Origin of the sequence: Neobacillus phoenicis (assembly GCF_047302305.1) — a bacterium.
Classification (GTDB): domain Bacteria; phylum Bacillota; class Bacilli; order Bacillales; family Cytobacillaceae; genus Neobacillus.
In genome coordinates this window covers 5,075,265-5,100,489 of sequence record NZ_CP154847.1, presented here as the reverse complement: position 1 = coordinate 5,100,489, position 25,225 = coordinate 5,075,265, and the positions used below count along the sequence as shown (strand labels likewise).

General features: G+C 38.5%; 28 protein-coding genes. 23 read left to right on the top strand and 5 right to left on the bottom strand.

Annotation, left to right across the window (positions count from 1 at the left end):
• Positions 1-157: 157 nt before the first annotated feature.
• Complete coding sequence (bioB, locus tag AA0X95_RS25975; RefSeq protein ID WP_413303353.1) at positions 158-1,177, top strand: biotin synthase BioB; 1,020 nt, start codon at positions 158-160, stop codon at positions 1,175-1,177.
• A gap of 187 nt (positions 1,178-1,364) precedes the next feature.
• Here the strand turns inward: bioB and AA0X95_RS25970 are convergent, their stop codons facing one another.
• Positions 1,365-1,853 carry a nucleoside deaminase gene (locus AA0X95_RS25970; protein ID WP_413303351.1) on the bottom strand — a complete coding sequence of 163 codons (489 nt, stop codon included), beginning with the start codon at positions 1,851-1,853 and terminating at the stop codon, positions 1,365-1,367.
• 144 nt (positions 1,854-1,997) lie between these two features.
• Between AA0X95_RS25970 and AA0X95_RS25965 the strand changes: the two genes are divergently transcribed.
• The 12 genes from AA0X95_RS25965 (at position 1,998) to AA0X95_RS25910 (ending at position 10,198) form a co-directional block, all read left to right on the top strand.
• Positions 1,998-2,564 (top strand): hypothetical protein, encoded by a 567-nt coding sequence (locus tag AA0X95_RS25965; protein WP_413303348.1) that lies wholly within the window; start codon positions 1,998-2,000, stop codon positions 2,562-2,564.
• Between the two features lie 178 nt (positions 2,565-2,742).
• Positions 2,743-3,072, top strand: a complete 330-nt coding sequence (locus tag AA0X95_RS25960) for a hypothetical protein (RefSeq protein WP_413303346.1) — start codon at positions 2,743-2,745, stop codon at positions 3,070-3,072.
• 181 nt (positions 3,073-3,253) lie between these two features.
• Positions 3,254-3,778 (top strand): sigma-70 family RNA polymerase sigma factor, encoded by a 525-nt coding sequence (locus AA0X95_RS25955; RefSeq protein WP_413303344.1) that lies wholly within the window; start codon positions 3,254-3,256, stop codon positions 3,776-3,778.
• Positions 3,771-5,102: a DUF4179 domain-containing protein gene (locus AA0X95_RS25950; protein ID WP_413303342.1), complete on the top strand. Its 1,332-nt coding sequence runs from the start codon at positions 3,771-3,773 to the stop codon at positions 5,100-5,102. Before AA0X95_RS25955 ends, AA0X95_RS25950 begins: the two co-directional genes overlap by 8 nt.
• Before the next feature lie 105 nt (positions 5,103-5,207).
• Positions 5,208-5,726, top strand: a complete 519-nt coding sequence (locus AA0X95_RS25945) for a GNAT family N-acetyltransferase (protein WP_413303340.1) — start codon at positions 5,208-5,210, stop codon at positions 5,724-5,726.
• 24 nt (positions 5,727-5,750) lie between these two features.
• Entirely contained in the window at positions 5,751-5,882 is a 132-nt protein-coding gene (locus AA0X95_RS25940) for a hypothetical protein (RefSeq protein ID WP_413303337.1), read from the top strand.
• 46 nt (positions 5,883-5,928) lie between these two features.
• Entirely contained in the window at positions 5,929-6,621 is a 693-nt protein-coding gene (locus tag AA0X95_RS25935) for an HAD family hydrolase (protein ID WP_413303334.1), read from the top strand.
• On the top strand, positions 6,602-7,090 hold the full coding sequence (locus tag AA0X95_RS25930) for an N-acetyltransferase family protein (RefSeq protein WP_413303332.1): 489 nt from the start codon (positions 6,602-6,604) through the stop codon (positions 7,088-7,090). Before AA0X95_RS25935 ends, AA0X95_RS25930 begins: the two co-directional genes overlap by 20 nt.
• A gap of 168 nt (positions 7,091-7,258) precedes the next feature.
• A complete protein-coding gene (locus AA0X95_RS25925) occupies positions 7,259-7,486 on the top strand; it encodes a hypothetical protein (protein WP_413303329.1) in 228 nt (75 codons plus the stop codon).
• Between the two features lie 335 nt (positions 7,487-7,821).
• Positions 7,822-8,778: a heme-dependent oxidative N-demethylase family protein gene (locus AA0X95_RS25920; RefSeq protein ID WP_413303326.1), complete on the top strand. Its 957-nt coding sequence runs from the start codon at positions 7,822-7,824 to the stop codon at positions 8,776-8,778.
• Positions 8,775-9,233, top strand: a complete 459-nt coding sequence (locus AA0X95_RS25915; protein ID WP_413303324.1) for a hypothetical protein — start codon at positions 8,775-8,777, stop codon at positions 9,231-9,233. The genes AA0X95_RS25920 and AA0X95_RS25915 overlap by 4 nt, the downstream gene beginning before the upstream one ends.
• 14 nt (positions 9,234-9,247) lie before the next feature.
• Positions 9,248-10,198, top strand: a complete 951-nt coding sequence (locus tag AA0X95_RS25910; protein WP_413303321.1) for a PDR/VanB family oxidoreductase — start codon at positions 9,248-9,250, stop codon at positions 10,196-10,198.
• A gap of 130 nt (positions 10,199-10,328) precedes the next feature.
• Here AA0X95_RS25910 and AA0X95_RS25905 read toward each other — a convergent pair whose 3' ends face one another.
• The 3 genes from AA0X95_RS25905 to AA0X95_RS25895 are packed head-to-tail and all read right to left on the bottom strand — an operon-like array spanning position 10,329 to position 11,510.
• The gene (locus tag AA0X95_RS25905) at positions 10,329-10,712 is read right to left on the bottom strand and encodes an SRPBCC domain-containing protein (RefSeq protein WP_413303319.1); all 384 of its coding nucleotides are present in this window, start codon (positions 10,710-10,712) and stop codon (positions 10,329-10,331) included.
• Positions 10,713-10,744: 32 nt separating this feature from the next.
• The gene (locus AA0X95_RS25900) at positions 10,745-11,200 is read right to left on the bottom strand and encodes an SRPBCC family protein (RefSeq protein ID WP_413303316.1); all 456 of its coding nucleotides are present in this window, start codon (positions 11,198-11,200) and stop codon (positions 10,745-10,747) included.
• A complete protein-coding gene (locus AA0X95_RS25895) occupies positions 11,181-11,510 on the bottom strand; it encodes an ArsR/SmtB family transcription factor (protein ID WP_413303313.1) in 330 nt (109 codons plus the stop codon). The genes AA0X95_RS25900 and AA0X95_RS25895 overlap by 20 nt, the downstream gene beginning before the upstream one ends.
• 180 nt (positions 11,511-11,690) lie before the next feature.
• Between AA0X95_RS25895 and AA0X95_RS25890 the strand changes: the two genes are divergently transcribed.
• The 3 genes from AA0X95_RS25890 (at position 11,691) to AA0X95_RS25880 (ending at position 13,668) form a co-directional block, all read left to right on the top strand.
• Positions 11,691-12,398 (top strand): MBL fold metallo-hydrolase, encoded by a 708-nt coding sequence (locus tag AA0X95_RS25890; RefSeq protein WP_413303310.1) that lies wholly within the window; start codon positions 11,691-11,693, stop codon positions 12,396-12,398.
• A gap of 13 nt (positions 12,399-12,411) precedes the next feature.
• Entirely contained in the window at positions 12,412-12,984 is a 573-nt protein-coding gene (locus AA0X95_RS25885; RefSeq protein ID WP_413303308.1) for a TetR/AcrR family transcriptional regulator, read from the top strand.
• A gap of 75 nt (positions 12,985-13,059) precedes the next feature.
• On the top strand, positions 13,060-13,668 hold the full coding sequence (locus tag AA0X95_RS25880; RefSeq protein WP_413303305.1) for an exonuclease domain-containing protein: 609 nt from the start codon (positions 13,060-13,062) through the stop codon (positions 13,666-13,668).
• 39 nt (positions 13,669-13,707) lie between these two features.
• Here AA0X95_RS25880 and AA0X95_RS25875 read toward each other — a convergent pair whose 3' ends face one another.
• Positions 13,708-14,478, bottom strand: a complete 771-nt coding sequence (locus AA0X95_RS25875) for an endonuclease/exonuclease/phosphatase family protein (RefSeq protein ID WP_413303302.1) — start codon at positions 14,476-14,478, stop codon at positions 13,708-13,710.
• A gap of 219 nt (positions 14,479-14,697) precedes the next feature.
• Between AA0X95_RS25875 and AA0X95_RS25870 the strand changes: the two genes are divergently transcribed.
• The 7 genes from AA0X95_RS25870 to AA0X95_RS25840 all read left to right on the top strand — a co-directional run bounded on the left by AA0X95_RS25870 (position 14,698) and on the right by AA0X95_RS25840 (position 25,224).
• Entirely contained in the window at positions 14,698-16,158 is a 1,461-nt protein-coding gene (locus AA0X95_RS25870) for a sulfatase (RefSeq protein ID WP_413303300.1), read from the top strand.
• 36 nt (positions 16,159-16,194) lie between these two features.
• Positions 16,195-17,469: an anaerobic sulfatase maturase gene (locus AA0X95_RS25865; protein ID WP_413303297.1), complete on the top strand. Its 1,275-nt coding sequence runs from the start codon at positions 16,195-16,197 to the stop codon at positions 17,467-17,469.
• Between the two features lie 17 nt (positions 17,470-17,486).
• On the top strand, positions 17,487-19,667 hold the full coding sequence (locus AA0X95_RS25860) for an ABC transporter ATP-binding protein (RefSeq protein ID WP_413303294.1): 2,181 nt from the start codon (positions 17,487-17,489) through the stop codon (positions 19,665-19,667).
• Complete coding sequence (locus AA0X95_RS25855; protein ID WP_413303291.1) at positions 19,667-20,164, top strand: DUF1854 domain-containing protein; 498 nt, start codon at positions 19,667-19,669, stop codon at positions 20,162-20,164. Before AA0X95_RS25860 ends, AA0X95_RS25855 begins: the two co-directional genes overlap by 1 nt.
• 260 nt (positions 20,165-20,424) lie before the next feature.
• Positions 20,425-21,396 (top strand): LacI family DNA-binding transcriptional regulator, encoded by a 972-nt coding sequence (locus AA0X95_RS25850; RefSeq protein WP_413303289.1) that lies wholly within the window; start codon positions 20,425-20,427, stop codon positions 21,394-21,396.
• Between the two features lie 11 nt (positions 21,397-21,407).
• Positions 21,408-23,774, top strand: a complete 2,367-nt coding sequence (locus AA0X95_RS25845; RefSeq protein WP_413303286.1) for a beta-galactosidase — start codon at positions 21,408-21,410, stop codon at positions 23,772-23,774.
• Between the two features lie 73 nt (positions 23,775-23,847).
• Positions 23,848-25,224: an ABC transporter substrate-binding protein gene (locus AA0X95_RS25840; RefSeq protein WP_413303283.1), complete on the top strand. Its 1,377-nt coding sequence runs from the start codon at positions 23,848-23,850 to the stop codon at positions 25,222-25,224.
• Position 25,225: the final 1 nt, after the last annotated feature.

Here is a 25,225-nt window from a genome sequence, read left to right as displayed (position 1 = left end):
TGTGGAAGTTGTGGAGATTTCTAAAGTGGGGATAGGAAATTATACCTAATATATCCAATTTTAGCAATAGAATGTTTAATTCCTAGAATGCATGATTTATAATTTATTTGTTAACCAATATTATATTTTGGTTAACAAATAAAAAAGAGGTGATTACATGCATTGGTCAAAGCTTGCTGCAAACGTAATTGGCGGGTATGTCCCAACAAAAGATGAGGCTAAGGAAATTTTATTAGCAAAAGATGAAGAAATCTTATCACTTGTAAATGCAGCCTATGAAATCCGCAGACATTATTACGGAAAAAAAGTAAAACTAAACCTAATTATCAATGCGAAAAGTGGATTGTGTCCAGAAGACTGTGGCTATTGTGGGCAATCTATTAAAGCAAAAACGGAAATTGAACGATATCCACTCATTAGTAAACAGACGATTGTTGATGGTGCCCGGGAAGCAAATAAGAATAAAATAGGTACATATTGTATTGTGATGAGTGGACGGAAACCGACAAATAATGAAGTAGATACAGTGATTAACGCTGTACAGGAAATTAAACATGAGGTTGCTCAAATTAAAATTTGTGCTTGTATGGGATTAGTGAGTGAGGAGCAGGCACATCGATTAAAGGCCGCTGGAGTTGACCGTTTTAACCATAATATTAATACCAGTGCGAATCATCATGAGAACATCACAACTACGCATGATTATCAGGACCGCGTCGACACGATTGAAAATATAAAAAAAGCGGGGATTTCTCCTTGTTCCGGTGTGATTTGCGGGATGGGGGAAACAGATGAAGATATTATTGACATGGCTTTTGCCTTAAAGGATTTGGATGCCGATTCTATTCCGGTAAATTTCCTTCATCCTATCCAGGGAACGAAGCTTGAGGACCTAAACGAATTAACACCACTTCGCTGTCTGAAGATTTTATCATTATTTCGCTTTATCAATCCGACGAAGGAGATTCGAATCTCGGGAGGACGTGAATTCAATTTGCGCTCGCTGCAGAATCTGGGTTTATTTATTGCTAATTCCATTTTTGTTGGTGATTACCTAACCACCCAGGGACAATGTGCAAGCGATGATTATCAGTTGATTCAAGACCTTGGATTTGAAATTGAAGAAAACCCATTCGAGACAGAGAGCCAATCCTTTGCTAAAACAACAATAAGCTAAAAATTTAACCCTTGCTGAACAACAGCGAGGGTTTTTTGCAAAAAAATAGATTGGTGTCAGGCACCAATCAAATTATGGGAAGTTTTAAGAAATGAGCTCTTCGAACCATTTCCTAATTAAGTTACTCTTATCTTATAGAAAACTTGTGTAGAACTTATAGTGAAGTTGTGTGGATGTTGTGAAGATGCTAGGAAGGGATTCTACCATTCAAAACAACTTCTGCCATAAAGGGTGAATGGGTCTTCAGAATTTGGGATGATTCTTCTGCGGACACTCCACCAAGGTAATGATGCAACCGTTTCTTAATGTATGTGCTTGAGTCAATAAATTGAGCCATATCCATATATTTATCCTCTACTGCATAAACAACGTTACGGATATTCGCAAGTACGAGAGTAGAAAGACACATGACACAGGGTTCTACGGTTGTATATAAAATACATTCACGGGCATGTTTCCGTAAGTAGGAAGCACATGCGTTCATCGCATTAATTTCTGCATGCTCAAGGTCACTATCCTTGGTATTTATTCTGTTAGATCCTCTCGAAATGATAGTGCCATTGTGAACGATAACGGTGCCAATGGGCCGATCTCCACGTTTCCCTGCTTCTTCTGCTTCCTTTAGAGCTTCCTGCATAAAAAAATAATGGTCGTATTCATGGAAATTAGTAATCAATTCGCTCCCCTGCCTTATCTTATTTCTATAATACTAAAATACCAAATATTGAGAAAAAAGTAGAGGGAATTTGAAGGATGTATATAAATTGGATGATTGTGGAACCTAAGTGAAACATATCGTCTAGGTTTGGAGGTACACCACGTGGATTACAAGCAGCAATGGGAGCGAATAGTTGAACAAAAAGTGGAGTTACACTCAGCGTATTCTTCTTACTGGAATCAATATTCCAATTTTGGAAACTGGCAGTTCTGGCTAGTCCTTTCTTTACTTCTTTTTCCCTTAATCCTGCTGGTATTTACCGTTGATAGGAAGAGGATATTTGAAATATTCTTCTTTGGATACACCGTACACATCCTATGGGCGTATTTGGATATTGCACTTGGACATAGGGGGTTCTTTGTTCATAAATATTTTTTACTTCCAGTCTTACCAAATGCGACAAATGTGACTGCATCAGTATTACCTGTTGGCTTCTTGCTGGTCTATCAATATTGTACAAATCATAAGAAAAACTTCTTTCTATATACAATTTTATTAAGTGCAGTGTTTGCTTTTGGCTTTGCATCTAGTGAGAGATATCTTGGGTTAGTGGAATTTAGAATGGGAATGAACCAATTTTATCTATTTCTAATAGACCTTGTGATTGTGTTTATCGCTTTTTGGGTAACAAGGCTGTTGTTAAAAGTAAGGAACCAGGCTAGATTGTAAAAAGAACAGGGTACATGGGAGCTTGTGGTTTGGCTTTTCCTTAATTATAGGTAAAATTAGTAAGGATAAAAAGGGCAAGCATCTAAACCTCTTTGTCATTGGAGACATACTATATTCCAATGACAAGCAAGGAGGCGATTAGAAATGGAAAGACAATATCCACAACAAGGTTACCATCATGGCCAAGGCGGTTATAACCCGGGACAAGGCTATCATCATGGCCATGGCACCTATTATCCAGGACATGGTTATCACCATGGGCACGGTGGCTACTATCCAGGACATGGTTATCACCATGGGCACGGTGGTTACTATCCAGGACATGGCTATCACCATGGACACGGCACTTACATTCCAGGGCATGGTTATCACCATGGGCATGGCGGATACTATCCTGGCCACAGAAAATCCTAGAACAAGAATTCAAAATATACTTTTCTACTCGCCATTTGGCGAGTTTTTTTTATGGACTCTTAGTGGATTGGAAAGGGATTTCCAATTATTGTAGAATTCTCTTCTGTATTTGTAGAATAAGTTGAAATTTTGTAGAATTCTTCCTCGACTTTGTAGAATTCCTTCCCATTTTTGTAGAATCCCACCTCTTTTTCACATTTTTAACTAAAATAAAAACTTTTTTCCTCCTCGTTAGTCTAATATTTAAATGTATAAGAACGTGAGGGGGCAAGAACTTGAGTGCAGATGAACAAATAGTTAAGGCTGCTATTAAAGGGGATGATACAGCTTTTTTAAGGCTGATTCAGACATATAAAATAGATTTATATAAAACAGCACTTTCATTCTTAAGGAATGAAGAAGAGGCGTTAGAGGCCATTCAGGAAGTTACATACCGAGCCTATAAAAGCATGAGCTCAGTCAGAGATATAGCTTATTTCAAAACATGGCTTATTCGGATTATGATTAACTATTGTAATGACCAGGTAAAAAAGAACAAGCGGGTAATTTTAGGGGATGATGCATTTATCCATCAAGGTAAAACAGAGAGCCATACTGAAATGGAATTAAAGGATGCCATGTTGGATTTAGATGAGCGTTCTAGAGAAGTTCTGACTCTAAAATATTTTAATGATATGAAAATAAAAGACATAGCCCAAACCATGAAATGTCCAGAAGGAACGGTGAAGACGTGGCTTAATAAAGCCTTAAAGGCACTTCGCGAAAAATTAGAAGATAAGGGCGGTGATTTGCATGTATGAAAAGGAAGAACGCCAACTGACAAACTATAAAAATTCATATGACAATATTGAAGCTCCATTGGAGTTGTTAGATGAAGCTATCCTAAATGGATTTATGAAAGCGAAGGCAGAGAAACGTAGGAAACCGCTCATGAAAAAATGGGTCATTAGTATTGGATTGGCTGCTTTTATTCTTATAGGTTTTTTCTCCTCTATTCGCCTCTCTCCAGCTTTCGCCAATTATATTACGGTGATTCCTGGAATGGAAAAATTGGTCGAGTTGATCCGTAATGACAAAGGAAAGATGCTGGCAGTTGAGAATGACTACTATGAAAAATTAGGGGTATCCCAAGAAAAAAATGGCATGACGTTCACGATAGATGGTGCCATTACAGATGAAAATGGCTTAGTTTTATTTTATACCGTTGAATCGGATAACGAGGATACGGAGCTCAACATCGATGAGCCCAGGTTAAACTATAAAGATGGGCAATCACTAAATTGGGGGTCTTTATCGCACTCAAGTGGAGAAGTGCATACTGATGGCAGTGGTAAAAGCATATCGACCGGTACACTTGAGGTTGGATTGGCGCAACCACTAGAGTCTAAAGAACTTGAACTAAAAGTGAAAGTAAAACGGGAAACACAGACAGAAGACTTTGTGCTCCCGTTTCAGTTAAAAAAAGAAGTACAAGAAAAGAAAACGTACCAGTTAAATAAAACGGTTACCATCGAAGGGCAAAAAATTACATTCTTAGACACTACCATCTACCCACTAAGGGTAGCCGTTCACATCAAAATGGACCATGGAAATACGAAAAAGATATTAAACTTCGATGATTTACGGTTGGTTGATGAAAATGGGGAAGTATGGAACAAAATTGCAAATGGAGTGTCAGCAAGTAAAATTTCTGATGATGAAGCCATCATTTACTTGCAGAGTAATTACTTCCGGGAGCCAAAAGAATTGTATCTAGTTTTCAATAAAATTCAGGCAGTGGATAAAGAAGAGGCCATGGTCATGATTGATACGCAGAAGAAACAAATTCTCAAACAGCCGAAAGAAAATGTTTTTAGCAATTTAATAGTAGATGGCGAACAAGTCATGCTAACAATGCAGACAAAGAATGAGTTTCACTATTCTCCGTTTGGTGAAGCAAAAGACAGGAAAGGAAATATAGTCGAGGTCCCTGAATCATCGATGTCACCTAAAGGAGGAGATGAGCGAGTAATTGAGTTGGGGCTCCGAATTCCTGAGTTACAAAAGGTGATGAATCCAATTTCCTTTGAACTCAGCTTCTTCCCTGCATGGATTAAGGGAGAAACGAAAGTTCAAATAAAATAAGCTTCAACAAAAAAGAGCATGTACGCTCTTTTTTTGCTGGGAGGATAAAAGGAATATTATGTTAAAATGAGGGTGAGAGATCGACTGATAAAAAGGGGTGTCATCATGATTCAAGAGAGTGTAACACTAGGTACAAAAGAGGACCTAGGTTCTATCATTGATTTATTTGAAGCTTGTAAAAAGGATCTTCTTAGTAAGGGAATTTTTCAATGGGATGACCAGTATCCTAACAGAGAATATTTGGAATGGGTCGTTAATGAGGGAGAAATGTTTGTCTATCGTGTAGATGGTCAAGTGATGGGGGCCATGGTCCTCAATGAATGGCAGCTTCCAGAATGGCAAGAGGTGAAATGGAGCGAACCTGAGGGCAAGGTCTTAATTCTTCACTCGTTCTGTGTACAGCCTTCGGCACAAGGAACCGGATACGGTGGGAAAATGCTGGAGTTTGTTGAGGCATATGCTAAGGAAAAAGGGTATGCCGGAATCCGCCTCGACGCCTTTTCTGGAAACCCAGGTGCACTTAAATTCTATGAGAATAGAGGGTACATAAAAAAGGGTGAGATTTTTATAGCGACAAAACCATTAGGTCATGAAACGTATTATTGTTATGAGAAATTAATCTGATTTTAAAAAGGTTGACTGCTTATTATGAGTCAACCTCTCTTTTTAGTAAGAACGAAAGAATGGATGACACGGCCAAGAGTCTTACAGGTAATGGAAGGAATCACTGGACTGGTTCTATTAGGACTTGGTATAAACCTTGCATTTACTGCAAATTGAAACTTTTTTTGATTTTTTACGTTTAACACTAGAGAGGTGATTGCTAATGAAAGCAGTAGTATTTGATTTTGATGGATTGATTGTTGATACGGAGACAGTTTGGTATGAGTCTTTTAAAGAGGTTTTAAATAACCATGGGTTAGAATTATCTGTTGAACAGTTTGCAAGAGTGATAGGAACCGATGATGCAGACTTATATTCTTATATTGAAAAAAACCTTCCTTCACCGGTTGAATCAGTTGTCATAAAAGATGCGGCACATAAGCTCTTTGCTGTAAAAATGGGTGAGCCTGCTTTAAGGGACGGTGTAGAGGATTATTTAATGGAGGCCAAGGAATTAGGGGTGAAAATTGGCTTAGCATCAAGCTCGAGCCGTGAGTGGGTTGAGAGTTATTTAAAAAAGCTAAATATTTTTTCGTATTTTGATGTGATTAAAACTAGGGATGATGTGTCTAAGGTAAAACCTGATCCTGAATTATATGTTAAAGCCGTTGAAGCATTAGGTGTTGCTGTAACGGATGCGTTTGCATTTGAAGATTCTTTAAATGGACTAAAAGCGGCTAGAGCTGCTGGATTAAACTGTGTAGTTGTCCCTAATTCTGTTACAGCCCATTTAGAGTTCACAGGTTATTGCTTAAGATTATCTTCAATGGGTGACATACGCTTAAAGCACGTGTTGAATCTGATTAAACAAAAAGAAGTAGAACAGGGGGATGCACTTGAACGACTATCAAATTAGACTTGGAGTAAAAGAGGACGAAGAATTCCTTTGGGAAATGTTATACCAAGCAATTTTCATTCCTGAAGGAGAACCTCGACCTTCGAGAGACATTCTAAAGGAACCGCATATCGCTCAATCCATGGAAGGCTGGGGACGTGAAGGGGACATCGCCTTGATTGCGATGGATGCCGACCAGACGCTCATTGGTGCAGTGTGGGTTCGTTTATTTGATGACACGAATAAGACCTATGGCTATGTGGATGAAAAAACTCCTTTATTAGGAATGGCTCTCCTTCCAGAGTACAGAGGAAAAGGACTAGGAAAGGCCCTTCTAGGTAAGATGTTAAAAATCGCGAAGCAATCAGGGTATGAAGCGGTCTCTTTAAGTGTGGACCCAAACAATCCGGCTCTTCACCTCTATCATAAGTTTGGCTTTAAACAGATAGGCGTAGATGGAACGTCATGGGATATGGTGGTAAAGTTTTAAAATAATCGGTGTCAGGCACCATGTGTATTTTTCACATGGTGCCTGACACCTTTTTTTATTTTGCTTTAGGCTTTTGATTGTTAGAAAAATACAATATAATGGGACTAAGGATGTTCACGGAATTGTCAAAAATTCGATCGAGTTGATGAAGGATAAGGGGGATCTAAGGTGGTAAGAGCGGCTGTTGCGGGGATCGTTGGCTTTGTGTTAATTTTTATTGAATCGATGATTGTAATTAAGTTAAAAGGGTACGAAACAATTGAATTCGGCGGCATCGCCCCTTTTATTAACGTTTGGGCAATGAACTTCTTTTTTGTCTTTGCGATCCTGACACAAGTAACAAACTGGTACGAAAACAGAGTAAACATTGAAAAAAGTGAAGAACAAAGATTTTAATAATAAAAGCGTCTCGGTCACGGTAAAAATGTCGTGAAGGAGGCGCTTTTGTTGTTTTTTGGCAGTTAACTTTATGATATATAGTTGCTTTTCTCTTAAATTTTGTACGCTTTGAAAATTTATCAGCGAATTTCGGGGATTTATCAGCGGATTTTTAATTTTATCAGCGAATCTACCAATATATCAGCGAATTATCATTTATATCAGCGAATTAACAAAACCACACTCTTTGAAAATTAGTTTATCTAATTTCTGAGCTCTCACTTTTCCTATTTCCTTTTATGGTACCTTTTTATTAAAATGAAAATAAAGAATTTTCAGTAAAGGGTGGTTTTATGAAGCCGAGCAATGATTTGGATTCATTTCCATATCCATTTAATGCCGATGTATATCGCTATTCTAACAACTCAGTACCAATGAATCATCCGATTAGTATAGAGATTACCCAAAGTTATCAGGAGGAAATTGAGCTTAAGCGTGAGCTTCTTATAGTCCACTCTGAACGTTGTTTTCAATCCCTGCCGCATACGAAAAAAGGTCAGTGGGAAATCCTTGAATTAGTGATGGAGCATCTAGGAAGCTATTATCCTGACAAATTTGGATTAGATAAAGAAGGTAATAACTGGACGTTTACCAATCATCTTTTACAAGAAAAGCAAAGCTTCATTTTTGGAGATGAGACCACTTTACCATGTGAGCCGCTAAACTATATTGGCAGACATGTCCAAGAGGACTTGATCTTTATGATGCAGCGAGATGGCGACTTATTTCTAGATGCTGGCCAGCTCTGTTTTCCGGCAAATTGGTCTTTGGCATTTGATTTGGGAATGAGCTTTAAAGAGATTCATCAACCGATCCCGGGCTTTAAAGACGTAGGACTCGATGAACGGATTCTTCAATTCCTACTGAAACTGGAACCAGGAAATCCATGGTGGCGAAAAAATTGGTCCTTAATGGCCGGGAACCGACTAGATACTTCCCTCGAAACCTTTGATGTTTGGGGGAAGGGAAGGAAACAAGTTACAAAGGAAAATGCAGGTGCGTTTGTTCATCTCCGTGTGGAGGTTCAGAAATTATTCCGTTTGCCCAGAACAGGAGGAATTCTTTTTACCATCCATACCCACTTACTTCCTTTGGAAAAATTAGCAGCTAAACCAGAATGGCTAAATCAGTTTTATCAGGTCCTTCAGGAGTTGCCTCCTTATATAGTCGAGTATAAAGGGCTATCTTTATTCAGGGATGCAGTCCTAGAGTACTTAAAGGAACAGGTGGAAAGCAGGGAAGAGTTATGAGCGAGAATATTACACCTATACCGGGAAAGCGCCACTACTTATTTTGTGCGGACGAAAAAGGCATGAAGCTGTTACAGCCCTTGATTGATGGTATTAAAGATGGAAATATAAGCTACGAGATTCAGATAGTAAAAGATAATTTTAGCCACACCCTTATTTCGGAATGGCTCAGTATGCAGAAAATGGGGAGCTTCCTCTATGCCGCGGCAGAATGGAATAGTCTAAAACATTTGAAACTGATGGCGGAGGATGCGGGATTTTCGGAAGAAGAAGCACATTATATTGCCTATGGAAAACAACAGATACAAGTCTTTTGCTGCAGGTGTCATGGGATCTCTGTTTTGGAAAAGAGCCAGATAGAACGAAACTGTGATCATTGTGGGTTATTACTGGAGGTTTCTCATCATTACTCTAAACTTCGCGATGCCTTTCTTGGCTATGTCGCAAAACTATGAAAGAAGGGGCTGTTATGCTTAAAGAAAAAACAATTCCAGTTTATGTGAAATCAATCATTCAAGAAACCCCACAGGTGAAACGCTTTACACTGGCCCCAGTGGAAGAGATGTTACTACCAGCCTTTAGTGCAGGCTCACATTTAACTACATATATCGATGGAAAGAAAAGAAATTATTCTTTAACGAATCATCCAGATACAAGAGATAGCTATCAAATCGCCATCCGCTTAAGTGAGTCATCCACTGGAGGTTCCATTTATTGGCATCACTATGTAAGGGTAGGGGATAAGCTGAGGATCAGTTACCCTAGAAATCATTTTCCATTAAGTTTTAAGGCAAAGCACCATGTGTTTTATGCAGCAGGAATAGGTGTGACGCCCTTTATCTCTATGATGCTGGAGCTAAAGGATAAAGGAGCTTCATTTGAACTGCACTATGCAGCAAGATCAAAAGAGCTTTGCGCCTTCTACGATTTTCTACAGATAAATTTCCCACATCAATCTCATTTTTATTTTTCAAAAGGAAATGATCTGAAGCGACTGCGGGAAACCACACTTTTGGAGCATAGAATTGGAACGCATGTCTATTTCTGTGGGCCGGATTCTTTTATGGCAGATTTTACGGAAGCCGCGATTCGATTTGGCTATCCACGGTCGAGCATTCATCTTGAACGGTTTGCACCACCCAAACCTAAGAATGCATCTCCTTTTCACGCTCAACTCACTCGTGGAGCAGAGATACATGTCGCAAAAGATCAGACACTTTTGGATGCCTTGCTAGAAGCAGGAATTCAAGCACCCTATTCTTGTCGGGTGGGGCGCTGCGGAACCTGCGAGCTGAAAGTTGTTGATGGTGGTGTCGATCATTATGACTCTTTTTTAAGTGAAGAACAACAGAATGCCCAGAATGTGATTTTAACTTGTGTTTCTAGGGCTAAATCGGGGACTTTGGTGATAGATTTTTAACTGAAAAGATAGCAGGACCTCAAAAAGGACACTTATTCACGTGCCCTTTTTGGGGTCCTGCAAGTTAAATCGACCATTTAAACCGTTGCTTTAACGGTTTTACCGGCAAAGGATACGCTTTTTGCATAATCTAAATATTTTTTAATGGGTTCCAATAATTTGCTACCCAACCTGCCTCAAGATGATCTCCCTCAGCTTCAGGAAAACCGATGTGATCAAAAACCAAAAGGGTTTTGGAACCCTGTTCTTTTAATTCGAACCTAGCGATAGAGTATACGCCCTCCGGCCAGTTAGCAACACGCCAGGCTTGGACTATCCTTACACCAGGAACAAGTTCAATGTTTCTTCCTTGAATCATCCCACCAAAACAGGAGAAGGTACCACCAGCTTCAGGGTTAATTTCAGTTGGTGCTCCTCCAGTCATTTCACTGAATTGCTTGGAATCTGTAAGTGCTTCAAAAATGCGTCCAGGACTTGCATTAAATACAACTTCTTGATGAATTGTTTTAGTCATTTTTTTACCTCTCCCTAAAGTTTATTTATTAATTAGTGCATAGCTACAACAGACCAAGGATCTACACCCGGATCTTTGCCTTCCGCAAAATCTTTGATCCGAGGCATGTAATGAGACCATCCTTGATTGTGTGAAGGGATTTCTTCGGCTGGCAAATCATAGTGAGTTAATACCAATTGCGTTCCGTTTTCCTTAGGAGTCAATTGGAATTCAACCTTACTCGAGCCTGGAGGGACAAGCTTTGATTTCTCCCAGCCCCAAGTCATAACGATTTTTTCAAAAGGAACAATTTCTACATATTCGCCCATGGCAATATCGCTGCCATTAACATCGATCCGGTATTTACCGCCAATTTTTGGCTCGAGCAGTATTTGTCTTCCCATCCAACGGACCATTTTGTCAGCATCGGTAAAGAAGGAAAATAAAATTTCCGGACGTGCCTCAATAAAAATTTCTTTTGTTATTATGTCATTGTTTGTCTGATTCATTTTGGATTCTCCTTTCTTCCTCTTCGGCAGCTTCCTTCAAGCGAAGTAAACTATCATCCCAAAAACGGTCAATATATTGCTTTAATTCTGCAAACCCATCCCTTCTAATTCCGTAATACCGTTTTGTTCCGTCTCTCCGAACAACAACTAGTCCAGATTGTTCGAGAACCTTGAGATGCTGAGAAACTGCTGGAGCTGAAATATCAAAATGTGAAGCAATCGCGCTGGAGGTAAGCTCTCCATCACGGACGAGATATAAAATATCTCTACGTCTAGGTTCTGCTAATGCATGAAGGACTTTTTCAATCATGCTTTTATTTTAGTCCACACTTAATTAAGTGTCAACTTAATTAAGTCATTTCATATTGAAATCTTATTAGTATCTTTTGGAAAAAATAAAAATATATAAATGATTAAAGAAAAAACTTGTTTTAACTAATACCATTAGTTAAAATAAAACTAACGATATTAGTTAAAGGGAGATGGCGTAATGAGGATTATTAAAAATGGATACTTGTATCAAGTGACGTTTATGGCAAATGTGTTCCCGGTCAATTGCTACTTAGTGGAGGAAGAGGAAGGATTAACGTTGATTGATGCGGCACTTGGTTTCTGTGCAAAGGGGATTCTACAGGCTGCTGAGAAAATTGGGAAGCCCATTACAAAGATTATATTGACGCATGCACATGAGGACCATGTCGGAGCATTGGATGCAATCAAAGAAAGGCTACCTGAGGTGCCTGTTTATATCTCTATCCGCGATCACCGCTTAATGAATGGTGACCGTTCGCTTGATGCGCATGAAGACAACACCCCAATTAAGGGTGGGGTTCCGAAAAAATTAAAGACAAGAGCAAATGTACTATTGAAGGAAGGGGACTTGATTGGGTCACTTACAGCAATCGAAACTCCTGGCCATACACCGGGATCTTTATCCTTTTTGGACTTACGGACTAAAGCGGTCATTGCAGGGGATGCTTTCCAAACAAGAGGTGGAGTGGCAGTGGCAGGAGATGTAAAACCATTGTTCCCATTCCCTGCCTTTGGTACATGGAGTAAGCGGACGGCACTAGCTAGTGCTAAAAAATTAGTGAGTTACGAACCAACTCTTCTTGCAGTTGGGCACGGAGAAATGGTAGAGAATCCTGTACCAATCATGGAACGGGCAATTCAACATTTAGAGCAGAAGATCGGATAGGAGAGCAGATACAATGTCACCAAGACCAAAAGTAGCACTTGACTTAGCAACGATACTTGAAGCAGCAGGAGAGTTGGCGGATCAAAAGGGTATGCAAGAGGTTACACTTGCAAACCTAGCTAAAAAGCTAAATATCCGCCCTCCTTCCTTATATAATCACTTTGAGGGTTTACCTGGACTTAGGAAGCAATTAGCCATTTATGGCATTGACCAACTTTATGCCGAAATGGCTAATGCGGCGATTGGGGTGTCAGGCACCGAAGCGGTCCTAGCTATGAGCCAGGCATATGTAAATTTTGCACGGATGCATCCTGGGGTGTATGAGGCAACCCTACTCGCGCCTAATCCAGAGGATGTGGAGGTGCAGCAAGCAGGAGCGAAAATTGTGGAGCTTTCAGTAAGGGTATTAAGTGCCTATCGTTTAGAGGAAGATCGGGCTTTGCATACAGTAAGAGGCTTGCGCAGTATTTTACATGGTTTTTCTTCCTTAGAGCAAAGGGGTGGATTTAAACTATCCTTAGATTTGGATGAAAGCTTGTTAATGATTATTCAAGCATTTCTTGCCGGAATGGAAAAAGGTTCCTAGATGGATAGTGATAGGACTGCCTAGTAACCTCTGTTATAATAGAATTAATATTAGAATGTAAAAAGGATGATCATTTTGCAGAGCTTAGAAAAATTGGGGTTGCTTGTGGACGTTGAAACTACAGGTTTAGGACCTACTAAGGATGAGGTTATTGAATTAGCCTTGAAGTTATTTTTGTATCGGACAGATTCAGGAGAGATTGTCGATATTATTGAAGAGGATTCCTTTTTACGTGAACCGCTTTCTCGTTCTGCAAGGAATAATTATGATACAGCGTATCGTGTTCACGGAATTCCTTATGAGTTAGTAAAAGGAAAAACCTTTCTCGATGGGAAAATAAAAACCTATTTTCATCGTGCAGATTCTGTCTTTGCCCATAATGCTTCCTTCGACCGAAGCTTTCTTTATCATATGTATCCAGAGGTTAATGATCTGAAGTGGTATTGTACGATGAGAGGGGTACAATGGAAAAATTACGGTTTTCCAAACGGCAAACTCCTCACTTTGTTACAAGCACATAACATTACCAATTACCAAACACATAGGGCGTTAGATGATATTACATACTTGATGGACTTGCTTAAGAAAACAAGTCCGAAAGGGAACCTGTATCTCCAAGAAGTGCTTGAAAAGGGACCGATGAAAAGATATCAGCCAGCTGTTGCGCGGACAAAAATGGGTTAAATTAAGATGGGCAAGGGTGATCCCCCTTGCCCGTTTAGCTTAAATAGATGCTTTTAGTATTACCGGATAGTGATCAGATGGAAAACCATCATTTACTTTACTTCTATCAACAATTGTTTTTTGTAATTGGACATTTGGAGTTGTAAAGATGTAATCGATAGGATCCCCTATAGTTCCTCCTAAAAAACTATGAAAAGTAGATCCAACTTCACCTTGCATACCACTATAAGCATCAATCAACTCTTTTTTACTTTTTAAAAACTTTATAACGTTATTATTAGGAGTTGCATTAAAATCACCAGTTAAGAAAGCGGGCCTTGTTTTTTGATGATGAGCGGACATTTTATCCCAAATCATCTGAACTCCTTTTTCTCTAGCTTCTTGACTAATATGATCCAAATGAGTGTTATAAGTATAGAATTCCTTTTCTGGTTGTTGTAGAGATTGAAAAAGTCCCCATGTACAAATACGTGGAAAATCTGCCCCCCAACTTATACTACCGGGCTTATCTTCTTGTTCAGACAACCAAAATTGTCCTTTTTCAATCACTTTCAATACATCTTTTTTATAGAGTATTGCTGAAAACTCTCCCTTATTCCCAGCCTCACGACCTTGTCCAATCCACTGATAGGCATCTAAACGGTTTATAATATCAGTTAGCATATAGGAGAGTGCTTCTTGAATACAGATTATAATAGGATTATGTTTTACTATCATCTCCGCTACCTTTTCTGCTCTGTTTAACCATTTATTTTCACCGTCACTGGGGATATCTACACGTAAATTAAATGTCATAATGCAAAGTTCCATTTTTTCCTCCTCGATAAGTAAAAAAATAAATTTTCAGACAAGTCTATTTTAGTCTTGAGAACGATTTCATAGCAATTTATAATTTAGATATCGAAACGTTTTGATAGAGTAGAGGGGCTTTTTTTACATTCTTATCGAAACGTTTCGATTTTAAATTCTAAAATGTTGAATTTTCAGTACGTATTTTGTGTTGTTGAAATTAGAAAGGGGATTTTGAGTATGAGAATGCTAGTTTTAGATTTAGATTCATTAAGACCTGATCACTTAGGTTGCTATGGATATCATCGAGAAACATCACCCAATATTGATAAAATTGCAGCTGAAGGAGTTCGATTCACCAATTATTATACGTCAGATGCACCTTGCCTTCCTTCACGAACAGCTCTAATGACAGGACAATTTGGAATACATAATGGTGCTGTGGGCCACGGTGGTACAGCTGCGGATTTACGACATGAGGGGCCAAAGCGTCAATTTCAAGATCGCTTAGTACGTGAAAGTTTGCCGGGATTTTTACGTTCTGTAGGATTAAGAACAGCACTCATTAGTCCTTTTGCAGAAAGACATTCTTCTTGGCATTTTAATGCAGGCTTTAATGAAATTTATAATACGGGTAATTGTGGGATGGAATCAGCTGAAGAAGTTACACCAACTGTTCTTGACTGGGTGAAACGTAATGCGAAAGAAGATAATTGGTGTCTGTATGTTAATTACTGGGATCCACATACGCCTTACCGTGTACCAGAAGATTTTGGAAACCCGTTTGAAAATGAAGACATACCAGATTGGCTAACTCAAGAGGTATTAGAGAATCATAAAGGTTTAGTCGGTCCTCATAGTGTTCATGAAATAGATATGTATTGGAGTAATCCATTACCGCAATTTCCAAGATATCCAGTAGAAATCAAAGGTATGAATGATATGAAAAAAATGATTGATGGATATGATTGTGGTGTCCGATATATGGATGATCATATAGGAAAGATTTTTAAAGAACTTGAAAATCAAGGGATAATGGAAGAATTGGTGATTGTTATAACAGCTGACCATGGAGAGAATTTAGGTGAATTAGGAATCTATGGTGAACACGGAACAGCTGATCATGGAACATGTCGCATTCCTATGATCATACGTTGGCCTGGAATGAGTCAAGGACATGTTGATAAAGGTTTACATTATAGTTTAGATTTAGCACCTACACTTGCAGAAATATTTAATAAACCAGGAAAACCAAGTTGGGATGGAGCTAGTTATGCATCCGTTCTTAAAAGTGGAGAATCAAGCGATCGAGAATTTTTAGTCATTTCCCAATGTGCACATGTTTGCCAACGAGGAGTTCGTTTTGGTGATTGGCTATATATTCGCACATACCATGACGGTTATCATTTATTTGATAAGGAAATGCTATTCAATTTAAAAGAGGATCCATATGAACAAAATAATCTGGCAAGTGAACGAAAAGATATTTGTAAAGAAGCAGTATATTATTTGAACGAATGGCACGATGAAATGATGAAAACAATGGATTATGATGTAGATCCACTTTGGACAGTCATGAAAGAGGGCGGTCCATTTCATGCTAATGGTCATTTAAAGATGTATTCTGAAAGGTTAAAACAAACTGGACGTGAAAGTGTCGTACCAGAACTCATGAAACGACATCCAAAAGAGTTTTTATAATCTAATTTTAAATTACTTAAAGAATGGGAGTTTGTTATGACTTGTTTAACATCTAATCATGGAAGTATTAGTGTTATGTGGAAAACGGTTTCAGAAGCCTGTAATTTGGCTTGCGATTATTGCTATTACAGTCGTTGTGGTGGTAAACCCAGTCAAATCAATCGAATAGATGAGGGCATACTTGAAAAATTTATTAAAGAGTACATGGCGTTATCAAATGGAGTTGCTAAATTTGCATGGCAGGGTGGGGAACCATTGCTTGCAGGTTTGGACTTTTTTGAAAAAGTTGTCGAGCTACAAGCGAAATATGCACCTCCCCATACAATGATCAGCAATTCACTTCAAACAAATGGGACATTATTGAATGATGAATGGGCCAGTTTTCTAAAAAAATATAATTTTCTAGTTGGAGTAAGTCTAGATGGACCAAAGGAAATTAATGACGCAAGGCGTGTTACCGGTTCTGGCACTGGAAGCTTTGAACGTGTGATGAGGGGAATTGAATTTCTTCGAAAATATCAGGTTGATTTTAATATTTTGAGTGTTATTCATGAAAACAATGTAGGGAAAGCAAAAGAGTTAATGGATTTTTACGAACAAGAGAAATTTACGTTTGTTCAGTTTATTCCTTGTATGGACTTTCGGGCACAGGAGACGGAGGCCAAGGGAGAATATTTAATTACACCGAATCAATATGGAGCGTTCCTGTGTGAGGCCTTCGATGTCTGGTACAACGATGGTCACCCGAACACCTCTGTCCGCTTTTTTGACAACATGCTGAACGTATATGTTCACCGGGAAGCAGAATTATGCGTTCACCGAAAATCTTGTCCGAAAATATTAATTCTTGAACAAAATGGAGATGCGTATCCGTGTGACTTCTTCATAAATGACCAATACAAGATTGGCAATGTGGGAAATGATAGCTTAGAAGATATATTAAATAGTCCAGTTTACCAGGAGTTTCTGAAGTTAAAGCCAAATTTGCCGAAACAATGTCATAGCTGCGAATTTATCGACCTTTGCCATGGCGGCTGCCCGCGCAATCGGACATGGAGTTTTGGAGAAGATGAGACTCTTGTTGATGTGGATTACTTCTGTCAAAGCTATAAACAAATTTACTCTTATGCTCATGAAAGAATGAAGATTGTTGCTAACAACGTAAAACAGCGTTGGCTAGAAGAGTATTTGAATACGGGTTTAAAGCTTCCAAACCGCAATGACATTTGTATTTGCGGCAGCGGGAAAAAATTTAAAAAATGCTGTGAACCCATACAGATGGCTATCGGGGGCAAAATAAAAAGGAATTAATTAAAAAGGAGAAACAAATGCCGATTTTTGATACTCTTCCTGAAAAATTTCATTTGGAACAGACCATACTGTTTTCTGCAAAAGCAGATATTAATGAGAATGGTAATTTTGAAGAAAGATGGCTTGTCATTTTAGAAGATAAAGTGCTTGTCTATTCAGCGGATGATAGGATAATTGAACTTCTTCTGTCAGACATTATCGCAGCTAGGCTGGAGCAGTATATTGGAGGCGGGTGTGTCATTGTTGATACAGAAGCCGGAGGAAAAGTTTTGGTTAGATTTAATTCATCACTAACAAATAAATTTTCAATTGGTGTGAAAGTGATTTCTAATTTAGTCAATCATGAACCATTACCGATTATATCAATAAAAGATATGCCAAGACTATGTCATTCCTGTAGCCGGCCACTTCAGGAGGGCACAAATGTTTGTCCAGTTTGTGTAGATAAAAAGAAAGTGATCAGCCGTTTATTTAACTATACTCGACCCTATAGAAATAAAACGATTATCGCTTTTATTTTACTAATTATTGCAACATTGATAGAGCTAGCACCTCCATATATAACAAAAATGATTGTAGATGATGTTCTTACACCTCGTGATGTGGGAGGTGCCATTGGGATATTCGTATTGGCTTTGGGAATAACAAGCCTACTTCTGACTGTTATGCAAACCCTTAGAGGGGTAATTGCGGTATGGATAGGGAGCAAAATAATGGGAGATATTCGTAAAGATATTTATCAATCACTAATGAGACTATCGTTAAGTTATTTCGATCGAAGGCAAACTTCACAATTTATCGGGCGTGTTAACAGTGATGCAGAGGCAATAAGACAGTTTTTGACTGACGGTATTCTTTGGATTGGCGGTCAATTTTTAATGCTGGTTACAATTATCTGCCTTATGTTTAGTTTAAGTTGGAAGCTTGCTCTATTGGCGATATTACCAACTCCATTTGTTATTCTGTTTTCGATTAAGATATGGCCAAAAATTCGTTACCTATGGTATAAGCAGTGGCAAGCGATTAATCGTCTGAATATGGTGGTCGGTGATTCACTTCAGGGAATAAGAGTAGTAAAAGCATTTGGACAAGAGGATCAAGAACGGAAGCGTTATATGACTGGGAATAAAAACTTGATTACTCAAACATTTAAAACGGACGGAATGTGGCAGGCCGTTTTTCCGGTATTCTCATTATTAACTGGGACAGGTACACTCCTTGTTTGGTATTTTGGAGGGTTGTCAGTTTTAAAAGAAGAAATCTCTTTGGGGACTTTAATGGCATTTATTGCTTATTTAGGGATGTTTTTTGGTCCGTTGCAATGGTTTAATCAAATGATAAATTGGTTGAGTCACGCCATCTCAGCCGCCGATCGAATTTTTGAAATAATGGACACTCCTTCAGAAGTTCCTGATAGCCCTAATGCCGTACCCATGAAAAAAGTGAATGGAGAAGTAGTATTAAAGGAAGTCACTTTTGGATATGAAAAGCATAGTCCAATATTAAAAAATATTAATCTGACCGTTGCCCCTGGAGAAATGATTGGTTTAGTGGGTCATTCTGGCGCTGGAAAATCCACATTAATCAACTTAATCAGCCGATTTTATGATCCTAATCAAGGAAGAATCACGATCGACGGTATTGATTTACGAAATCTAAAACAAGAGGATTTACATAAACATATTGGTGTTGTTCTTCAAGAGACGTTTTTGTTTGATGGTACGGTGTATGAAAATATTGCCTATTCCAAAGAGGATGCCCAACCTGAAGAAATTATGAGAGCTGCTAAAATTGCCAATGCTCACGAATTTATCGTCAAAATGGCTGATGGATATGACACGAAAGTAGGAGAACGTGGACATCGTTTATCAGGGGGACAAAAGCAGCGAATTGCAATTGCACGAGCTATATTTCATAATCCACGAATCTTAATCTTAGATGAAGCCACAGCATCTGTTGATACGGAAACAGAACGGAAAATCCAAGAGGCAATATCGAGGCTTGTCAAAGGAAGAACAACCTTTGCGATAGCGCATCGTTTGTCAACATTAAGAAATGCAGATCGACTTGTTGTGATTGATAAAGGAGTAATCGCTGAAATGGGAACACATGATCAGCTGCTTGAGAATAAAGGGATTTATTTCAAATTGGTTGAGGCTCAGAAGGAATTGTCCAGAATAAGAGGAGTGGAAGTTTGATGAGAGATTCATTTGATATTACCATATTGAATCCCAAAACGGTGTCATTTACTCGAAGTCAGGGGGGACTGCTTCAGGCGGTAATTAATAATGAAATGTATTCAGAAATAGTGTTACATCAAGCATTTCCCTTTAGCAGACCTGCTCGATATATATCCGTTTGGACAAAAGACGATCACGAACTTGGAATCATTCAAGACATTGAGGAGCTTGATTATGAAAGTAAAAGTGAAATCGAGCAAGAGCTTCGTATTCGTTATATAATCCCGATTGTTACAAAAATACTTTCTATAAATGAAGAATCTGGGCTTTGGATCTTTCAATTAGTAACAGACAGGGGAGACCTAAAGCTTTTTATGCAGAATATTCATGAACATATTCAATTGATCGGCACAAAAAGGATGGTGGTAACGGATATGGATGGGAACCGTTGTGAAATTTCTGATATCCATTTACTTGACTCTCATAGCCAAAGAGAGCTGCAAAAAATCATATGATGGATTATTTAATATCTCAGGTGTTGTCATATTTTTTAAGGAATTAACGAAAAAATTGTCACATTTTATAAAATTTATTTAAAATGCTGAAATATGTTATTGAAAACGATTACACCTCGTTTTATAATATATTTATTGAAACGTTTCAATTGAACAGATTGGAAAAGTTATTTTTTTTAGAATTCTATTGAAACGTTTCAAAGATTAAATCTATTTTTTTTATAAATTTTTTGAAACGTTTCAATAAGAGGGGGATGATTGTGGTTACTTTAAAAGATGTGGCTAAACGCGCGGGAGTTAGCGTTTCGACTGCATCCTACTCTCTAAATGGGAGCACCCTGATTACAGATGACACCAAAAAGAAAGTTTTGGATGCAGCAAAGGAAATTGGCTACCGTCCGAATGGACTGGCCAAAAATCTTAAAGAGCAAAAAACAAATATTATTGGATTATTTTTAAGTGGTTTTACTGGACCCTTTTTCACGGACATGATGGAAGGGATTCAGGATATGGTCATGCAAAAGGGCTACGAATTAGTCGTATGTGCTTCTGTCGATAAACATCGGTTATTGGTGGAGCGGTATGTAGATGGAGCGATTATTCTAAACTATCACATGGATGACGAGTTACTTCAATCCATCGCAAATGAAAAGTTCCCATGCATCGTAATGGATAGAGAACTTCAGAACCCATTTATAAAGAATATTCTCTTGCCGAATGAATTGGGAACGGCAACAGCGGTGAATTATTTAATTGAAAAAGGACATAAGAGAATCGGTTTCATTGCAGGCTCGGAGGAGTCCTATGATGGAGAAACCCGTTTAAAAGGGTTTAAACAGGAGCTTCAAAAATATAACATAAACTTTTTAGAACAAGATCTTCAGAGAGCAGATTTCACAGAATCAAGCGGCTATCAAGCTATGAGCCAGTATATGGATCGAATGGGCAAAGATTTACCGAGTGCAATTGTTTGCGCCAACGATGAGATGGCCATGGGTGCGATAAGAGCCATTCAAGAAAGAGAGATTAAGGTGCCTGAAGATATCGCGGTAGTGGGTTTCGATGATATTTATGTATCACAATTTTTCAATCCTTCGCTAACCACTATCCGAGTACCAAGAAAACAATGGGGCACAATTGCTGCAGAAACATTGTTCAAAATGATTGATAACCAATTTGATTACGAGCCAGACCCTATTTCAGTAGAATTAATGAGCCGCAATTCCGGATAAAGAGGTGAAAAATGATACGGATAGAGGATGAAAAGATCATTGTTAATGGCAAAGAAGTGTTACTTTTTGGAGGAGAACTTCACTACTTCAGAGTACCGAAGGAAGAATGGAGAAATCGAATCAGGCAAGTGAAAGAAGCAGGAGCCAACATGATAAGTACATATGTACCCTGGATTTTTCACGAGATGGAAGAAGGGATGATTGACCTGACAGGAAAAACACTTCCTGAAAGAGACCTTCAAACATTCCTTCAGATTGTAGATGAAGAAGGGTTATATTGTCTAGTACGACCAGGCCCATATGTGATGGCAGAAGTCGTTGATCATGGTGTACCGACATGGTTCATTGAAAATTATCCAGAGGCAGTAGCGAAAACAAATGCAGAGAAGAACCATCCAACTAGAGTGGTTAGTTACATGCATCCGGTCTTTCTAGAAAAGGCGGAAAAGTGGTATCAAGCGGTTTGTGCCATTGTTGAACCTTTCCAGGTTACCAATAATGGACCCGTTATTTTATTCCAGATTGATAATGAAGTGGGAATGTTTCATTGGGTAACCAATCAGCCTGATTATAATGAAGAAACGTTAAAGCAATTTGAACAGTATTTAAAAGAGCATTATACAAAGGATGAGTTTGAGCAAACCTTTCGAGTACCCTTTGAGGATATAAAAGAGTTTTCTCGAACTAAGGTGAAAAAACCGGAAGCCATTTTTGCTCATGCCCTTCGGAATGAGTTTGGTTTGTTTCTCAGAGAACACTACCGAAAGTTTCTAGAGCATTTAAAGCATTCTGCTGAGAATAAGGGCATCAAGGTTCCGTTTGTGGTTAATATACATGGATTCCATACGATTGATCTTTTAAAGCGAGGAACCATGTATCCAATTGGGATTTCTCAACTGCTCGAGGCAGCAAAGATTGATAATGTTTTAATGGCAGGAGACTACTACATTGGCAATATAGAGTACGACAGCTACATAGATATAGTCCTGGCAAACGCCTTTACTCGTGCCATTCAATGGAAGGAGCAGCCATTATTTTCTGCAGAATTCCAGGGTGGAAGTATCCATGACAAACCAAAGCTACAGCCTACAGCCTTTGATCTAACAACCAGGCTTTGTATTGCTGACGGGATGAACGGCATTAACTATTACATGTTTGCTGGTGGTGAAAACTACGAAAATATCGGGTTGTTTGGGAGACGTCATGAATGGCAGGCACCTCTTTCGTCAAAAGGAGATAAAAGACCCCATTATTCTGTTATCCAGCATCTTGGTAAAATGCTAAAGGTTTATGAGGAAGCGTTGGTTAAGACGAAGCCAGTGGCCGACACACATATAGGGTTTTATCCAGATTATTTTATGACCGAGTTTCATGATGAGCATACAAAGAGTATGGTTGATGCTATTCAGTTTGCACGAGAAACCTATCTGTATAACGGTGTTGCAAAAGCATTAAGAATCAATAACATCATCTTTGAAGGTACGAACCTTATGAGTGATGGAGAAATTGATCCTGTTAAGGTTCCTACATTGTGGATGTTCACGACAAAGTGGATGGATGAAAGGATTCAGCATAAGCTTGTCCGTTATTTAGAAAACGGTGGTCAGCTCATCATGTTTCCAACCATACCGGTTAAAACGATGAAAAATGTTCCATGCACGGTACTAAAGGATTATATCGGAGTCAAAGTGAAGGGCCATAAACAATCTGGTTACGCCCAAATTGGCGAGCTAGATAATGTAAGCGTCCATTTGATGGAACTATATGATATCGAAGATGGAGCGTTTGCATGGAGTGAAGATGCGGATAGAGATGTGATTGCATTCGAGAAACGCCTAGGAAAAGGAAAGTTAACTATGCTTGGCGCCGGGATGAATCACAGTTTCTATTATCAAAATGATGTAGTAGCAAATCTAGCTGCACGGATAGGCATTGATAGCCGCTTCCAGTTAGTGGATGAGGTTGATATTACAGTTCGAACAGATTCTGAAGGTAGTACATTTTTCTTCCTACAGAATTTCGATGAATATAAAAAGGTCACAACTTTGAAGTACAAAGATCAAGTCCTATTAAATGGAAAAACACTTGTAATCCCTCCAAGAAGCGGGCTAATACTTCCGATAAATGTTCAACTTCGAGAAGGGTTAACCTTGGAATATGGAACGGGTGAAATCTATCACGTAGATCAGGCTGTGGACAAGCTTTCACTTTCCTTGAGAGTGACACAAGAAGAAGAGGAGTTTGTTTTCATCTCTTCTCACTGGGTTCCGAGAGAAACAGATTCAGTTACTGTAACTCCATTGAATCACAACCAATATAAAGTAGTGGTTCAAACTAGAAGGGAAACAGATACCATCATTTTTAGCAAAAAAGAATAGCAAAATCGGTTTGGCAGATTCTTTATGAATCTATTAAATAACTAATCAAAAAAATGGGAGTTGAAAATGTTTTATGAAAAAAGTTGTATCGCTTTTAGCAATTTTAACCCTACTATTCTCTTTAGCAGCTTGTAGCTCAAATAAAGAGACAAACAAAACAGAAGGTAAAGAAAAGGCAGCAAAAAAAGAAGAAGTCACTCTTTCTTATGCAAACTGGAACCTAGGAACCGAGGAAGAGCAAAACTTAGAGCGCTTAATGATTAAGGCTTTTGAAGAAAAATATCCAAACATCAAAATTAAAATTGATGAATCTGTTAGCACAACAGATTGGAATGGTACATTATCTACTGCTGCAAGTTCTGGAACAATGCCAGACGTATTCGCATTACCACAAATTCCACTAGCATTATCAAATGATTGGTTACTAGATATTACGAAATTTGCTTCAAAGGATAAGGAATTCGCAAAAATTCCTGAAGCTGTTCAGGAATCTGCTAAACACAATGGTAAGGTATACGCAGTACCATTTGCACAGCATTTTATGGGGTATTTTGTAAACAAGGATTTATTTAATGCAGCTAACTTAGATTATCCTGAGTTTGGTATATCTCTAGAAGATTTTGAATCTGCAATTAAGGAAGTTACAAATGTTAGTAAAGGTGTTGTAGGACTGAATAATCCATTCAGTATTGTTGATTGGTATCCTGCTGCTGCGAATGATGATATGGGCTGGTATACATTAAAAGACGGCCAATACGCATTAGATAGCAAAGAGTATATCAATGGTGTTAATTTAGCAAAAGAACTTGGGACAAATGGTTATACGTATGAAACATTAAAAGATGATCAAAAAGCAAACTTTAAAGGTGAAAACCCAGATCAAGTTTGGCTGCAAGGCGGCGTTGCTGTTAAATTTGATGGATCATGGGCAACAACTCCACTTTTTGAAAAAGCTAGTTTTGATTGGGACTTCATTGGTCTTCCAGGCGGAAAAACAGGATTAACAAATGACTTTGTTGGTATTTCAAAATCTACCAAGCATGCAGAAGAAGCATACCTGTTCTCAAAATTTATGTCATTTGGTAATGAAGGCTTCAAGAAACGTATGGAAATTGCTGATAAAGAAGGCAAGACGCTAAATACATTACCAATTACGACTGATAAGAAAATTCTAGATGCATACTTTGAAATTCAAGACGTACCTGGCATTCGCACTGCGTACGAAAACATTGATAAAGCAATCATCGAGCCAGTTAAAACAGTACCAGGATACGTGGATGCAAGATGGCAAGCTCCTACTGGTGTCAAAGCTGGAGACCAAGCGAATGCGACTACAGGGCAATTAGTTGATGCATTTCTTAGAGGCGAACTGAAAGTTGAAGATTATGCAAAGCAACTAGATCAATTAGCAGACCAAAAAAGTAAAGAAGCATTAGAGGCTCTTAAATAAG

Excerpts from the sequence above, each read along its gene's own strand:
- AA0X95_RS25845 (WP_413303286.1), top strand. The coding sequence starts at position 21,408 with ATGATACGGATAGAGGATGAAAAGATCATTGTTAATGGCAAAGAAGTG.
- AA0X95_RS25870 (WP_413303300.1), top strand. The coding sequence starts at position 14,698 with ATGAGAATGCTAGTTTTAGATTTAGATTCATTAAGACCTGATCACTTA.
- AA0X95_RS25895 (WP_413303313.1), bottom strand. The coding sequence starts at position 11,510 with ATGATTGAAAAAGTCCTTCATGCATTAGCAGAACCTAGACGTAGAGAT.
- AA0X95_RS25900 (WP_413303316.1), bottom strand. The coding sequence starts at position 11,200 with ATGAATCAGACAAACAATGACATAATAACAAAAGAAATTTTTATTGAG.
- AA0X95_RS25935 (WP_413303334.1), top strand. The coding sequence starts at position 5,929 with ATGAAAGCAGTAGTATTTGATTTTGATGGATTGATTGTTGATACGGAG.
- AA0X95_RS25885 (WP_413303308.1), top strand. The coding sequence starts at position 12,412 with ATGTCACCAAGACCAAAAGTAGCACTTGACTTAGCAACGATACTTGAA.
- AA0X95_RS25915 (WP_413303324.1), top strand. The coding sequence starts at position 8,775 with ATGAGCGAGAATATTACACCTATACCGGGAAAGCGCCACTACTTATTT.
- AA0X95_RS25865 (WP_413303297.1), top strand. The coding sequence starts at position 16,195 with ATGACTTGTTTAACATCTAATCATGGAAGTATTAGTGTTATGTGGAAA.
- AA0X95_RS25945 (WP_413303340.1), top strand. The coding sequence starts at position 5,208 with ATGATTCAAGAGAGTGTAACACTAGGTACAAAAGAGGACCTAGGTTCT.
- AA0X95_RS25840 (WP_413303283.1), top strand. The coding sequence starts at position 23,848 with ATGAAAAAAGTTGTATCGCTTTTAGCAATTTTAACCCTACTATTCTCT.
- AA0X95_RS25920 (WP_413303326.1), top strand. The coding sequence starts at position 7,822 with ATGAAGCCGAGCAATGATTTGGATTCATTTCCATATCCATTTAATGCC.
- AA0X95_RS25875 (WP_413303302.1), bottom strand. The coding sequence starts at position 14,478 with ATGGAACTTTGCATTATGACATTTAATTTACGTGTAGATATCCCCAGT.
- AA0X95_RS25855 (WP_413303291.1), top strand. The coding sequence starts at position 19,667 with ATGAGAGATTCATTTGATATTACCATATTGAATCCCAAAACGGTGTCA.
- AA0X95_RS25860 (WP_413303294.1), top strand. The coding sequence starts at position 17,487 with ATGCCGATTTTTGATACTCTTCCTGAAAAATTTCATTTGGAACAGACC.
- AA0X95_RS25910 (WP_413303321.1), top strand. The coding sequence starts at position 9,248 with ATGCTTAAAGAAAAAACAATTCCAGTTTATGTGAAATCAATCATTCAA.
- AA0X95_RS25960 (WP_413303346.1), top strand. The coding sequence starts at position 2,743 with ATGGCCAAGGCGGTTATAACCCGGGACAAGGCTATCATCATGGCCATG.
- AA0X95_RS25950 (WP_413303342.1), top strand. The coding sequence starts at position 3,771 with ATGTATGAAAAGGAAGAACGCCAACTGACAAACTATAAAAATTCATAT.
- AA0X95_RS25940 (WP_413303337.1), top strand. The coding sequence starts at position 5,751 with ATGAGTCAACCTCTCTTTTTAGTAAGAACGAAAGAATGGATGACACGG.
- bioB (WP_413303353.1), top strand. The coding sequence starts at position 158 with ATGCATTGGTCAAAGCTTGCTGCAAACGTAATTGGCGGGTATGTCCCA.
- AA0X95_RS25890 (WP_413303310.1), top strand. The coding sequence starts at position 11,691 with ATGAGGATTATTAAAAATGGATACTTGTATCAAGTGACGTTTATGGCA.
- AA0X95_RS25905 (WP_413303319.1), bottom strand. The coding sequence starts at position 10,712 with ATGACTAAAACAATTCATCAAGAAGTTGTATTTAATGCAAGTCCTGGA.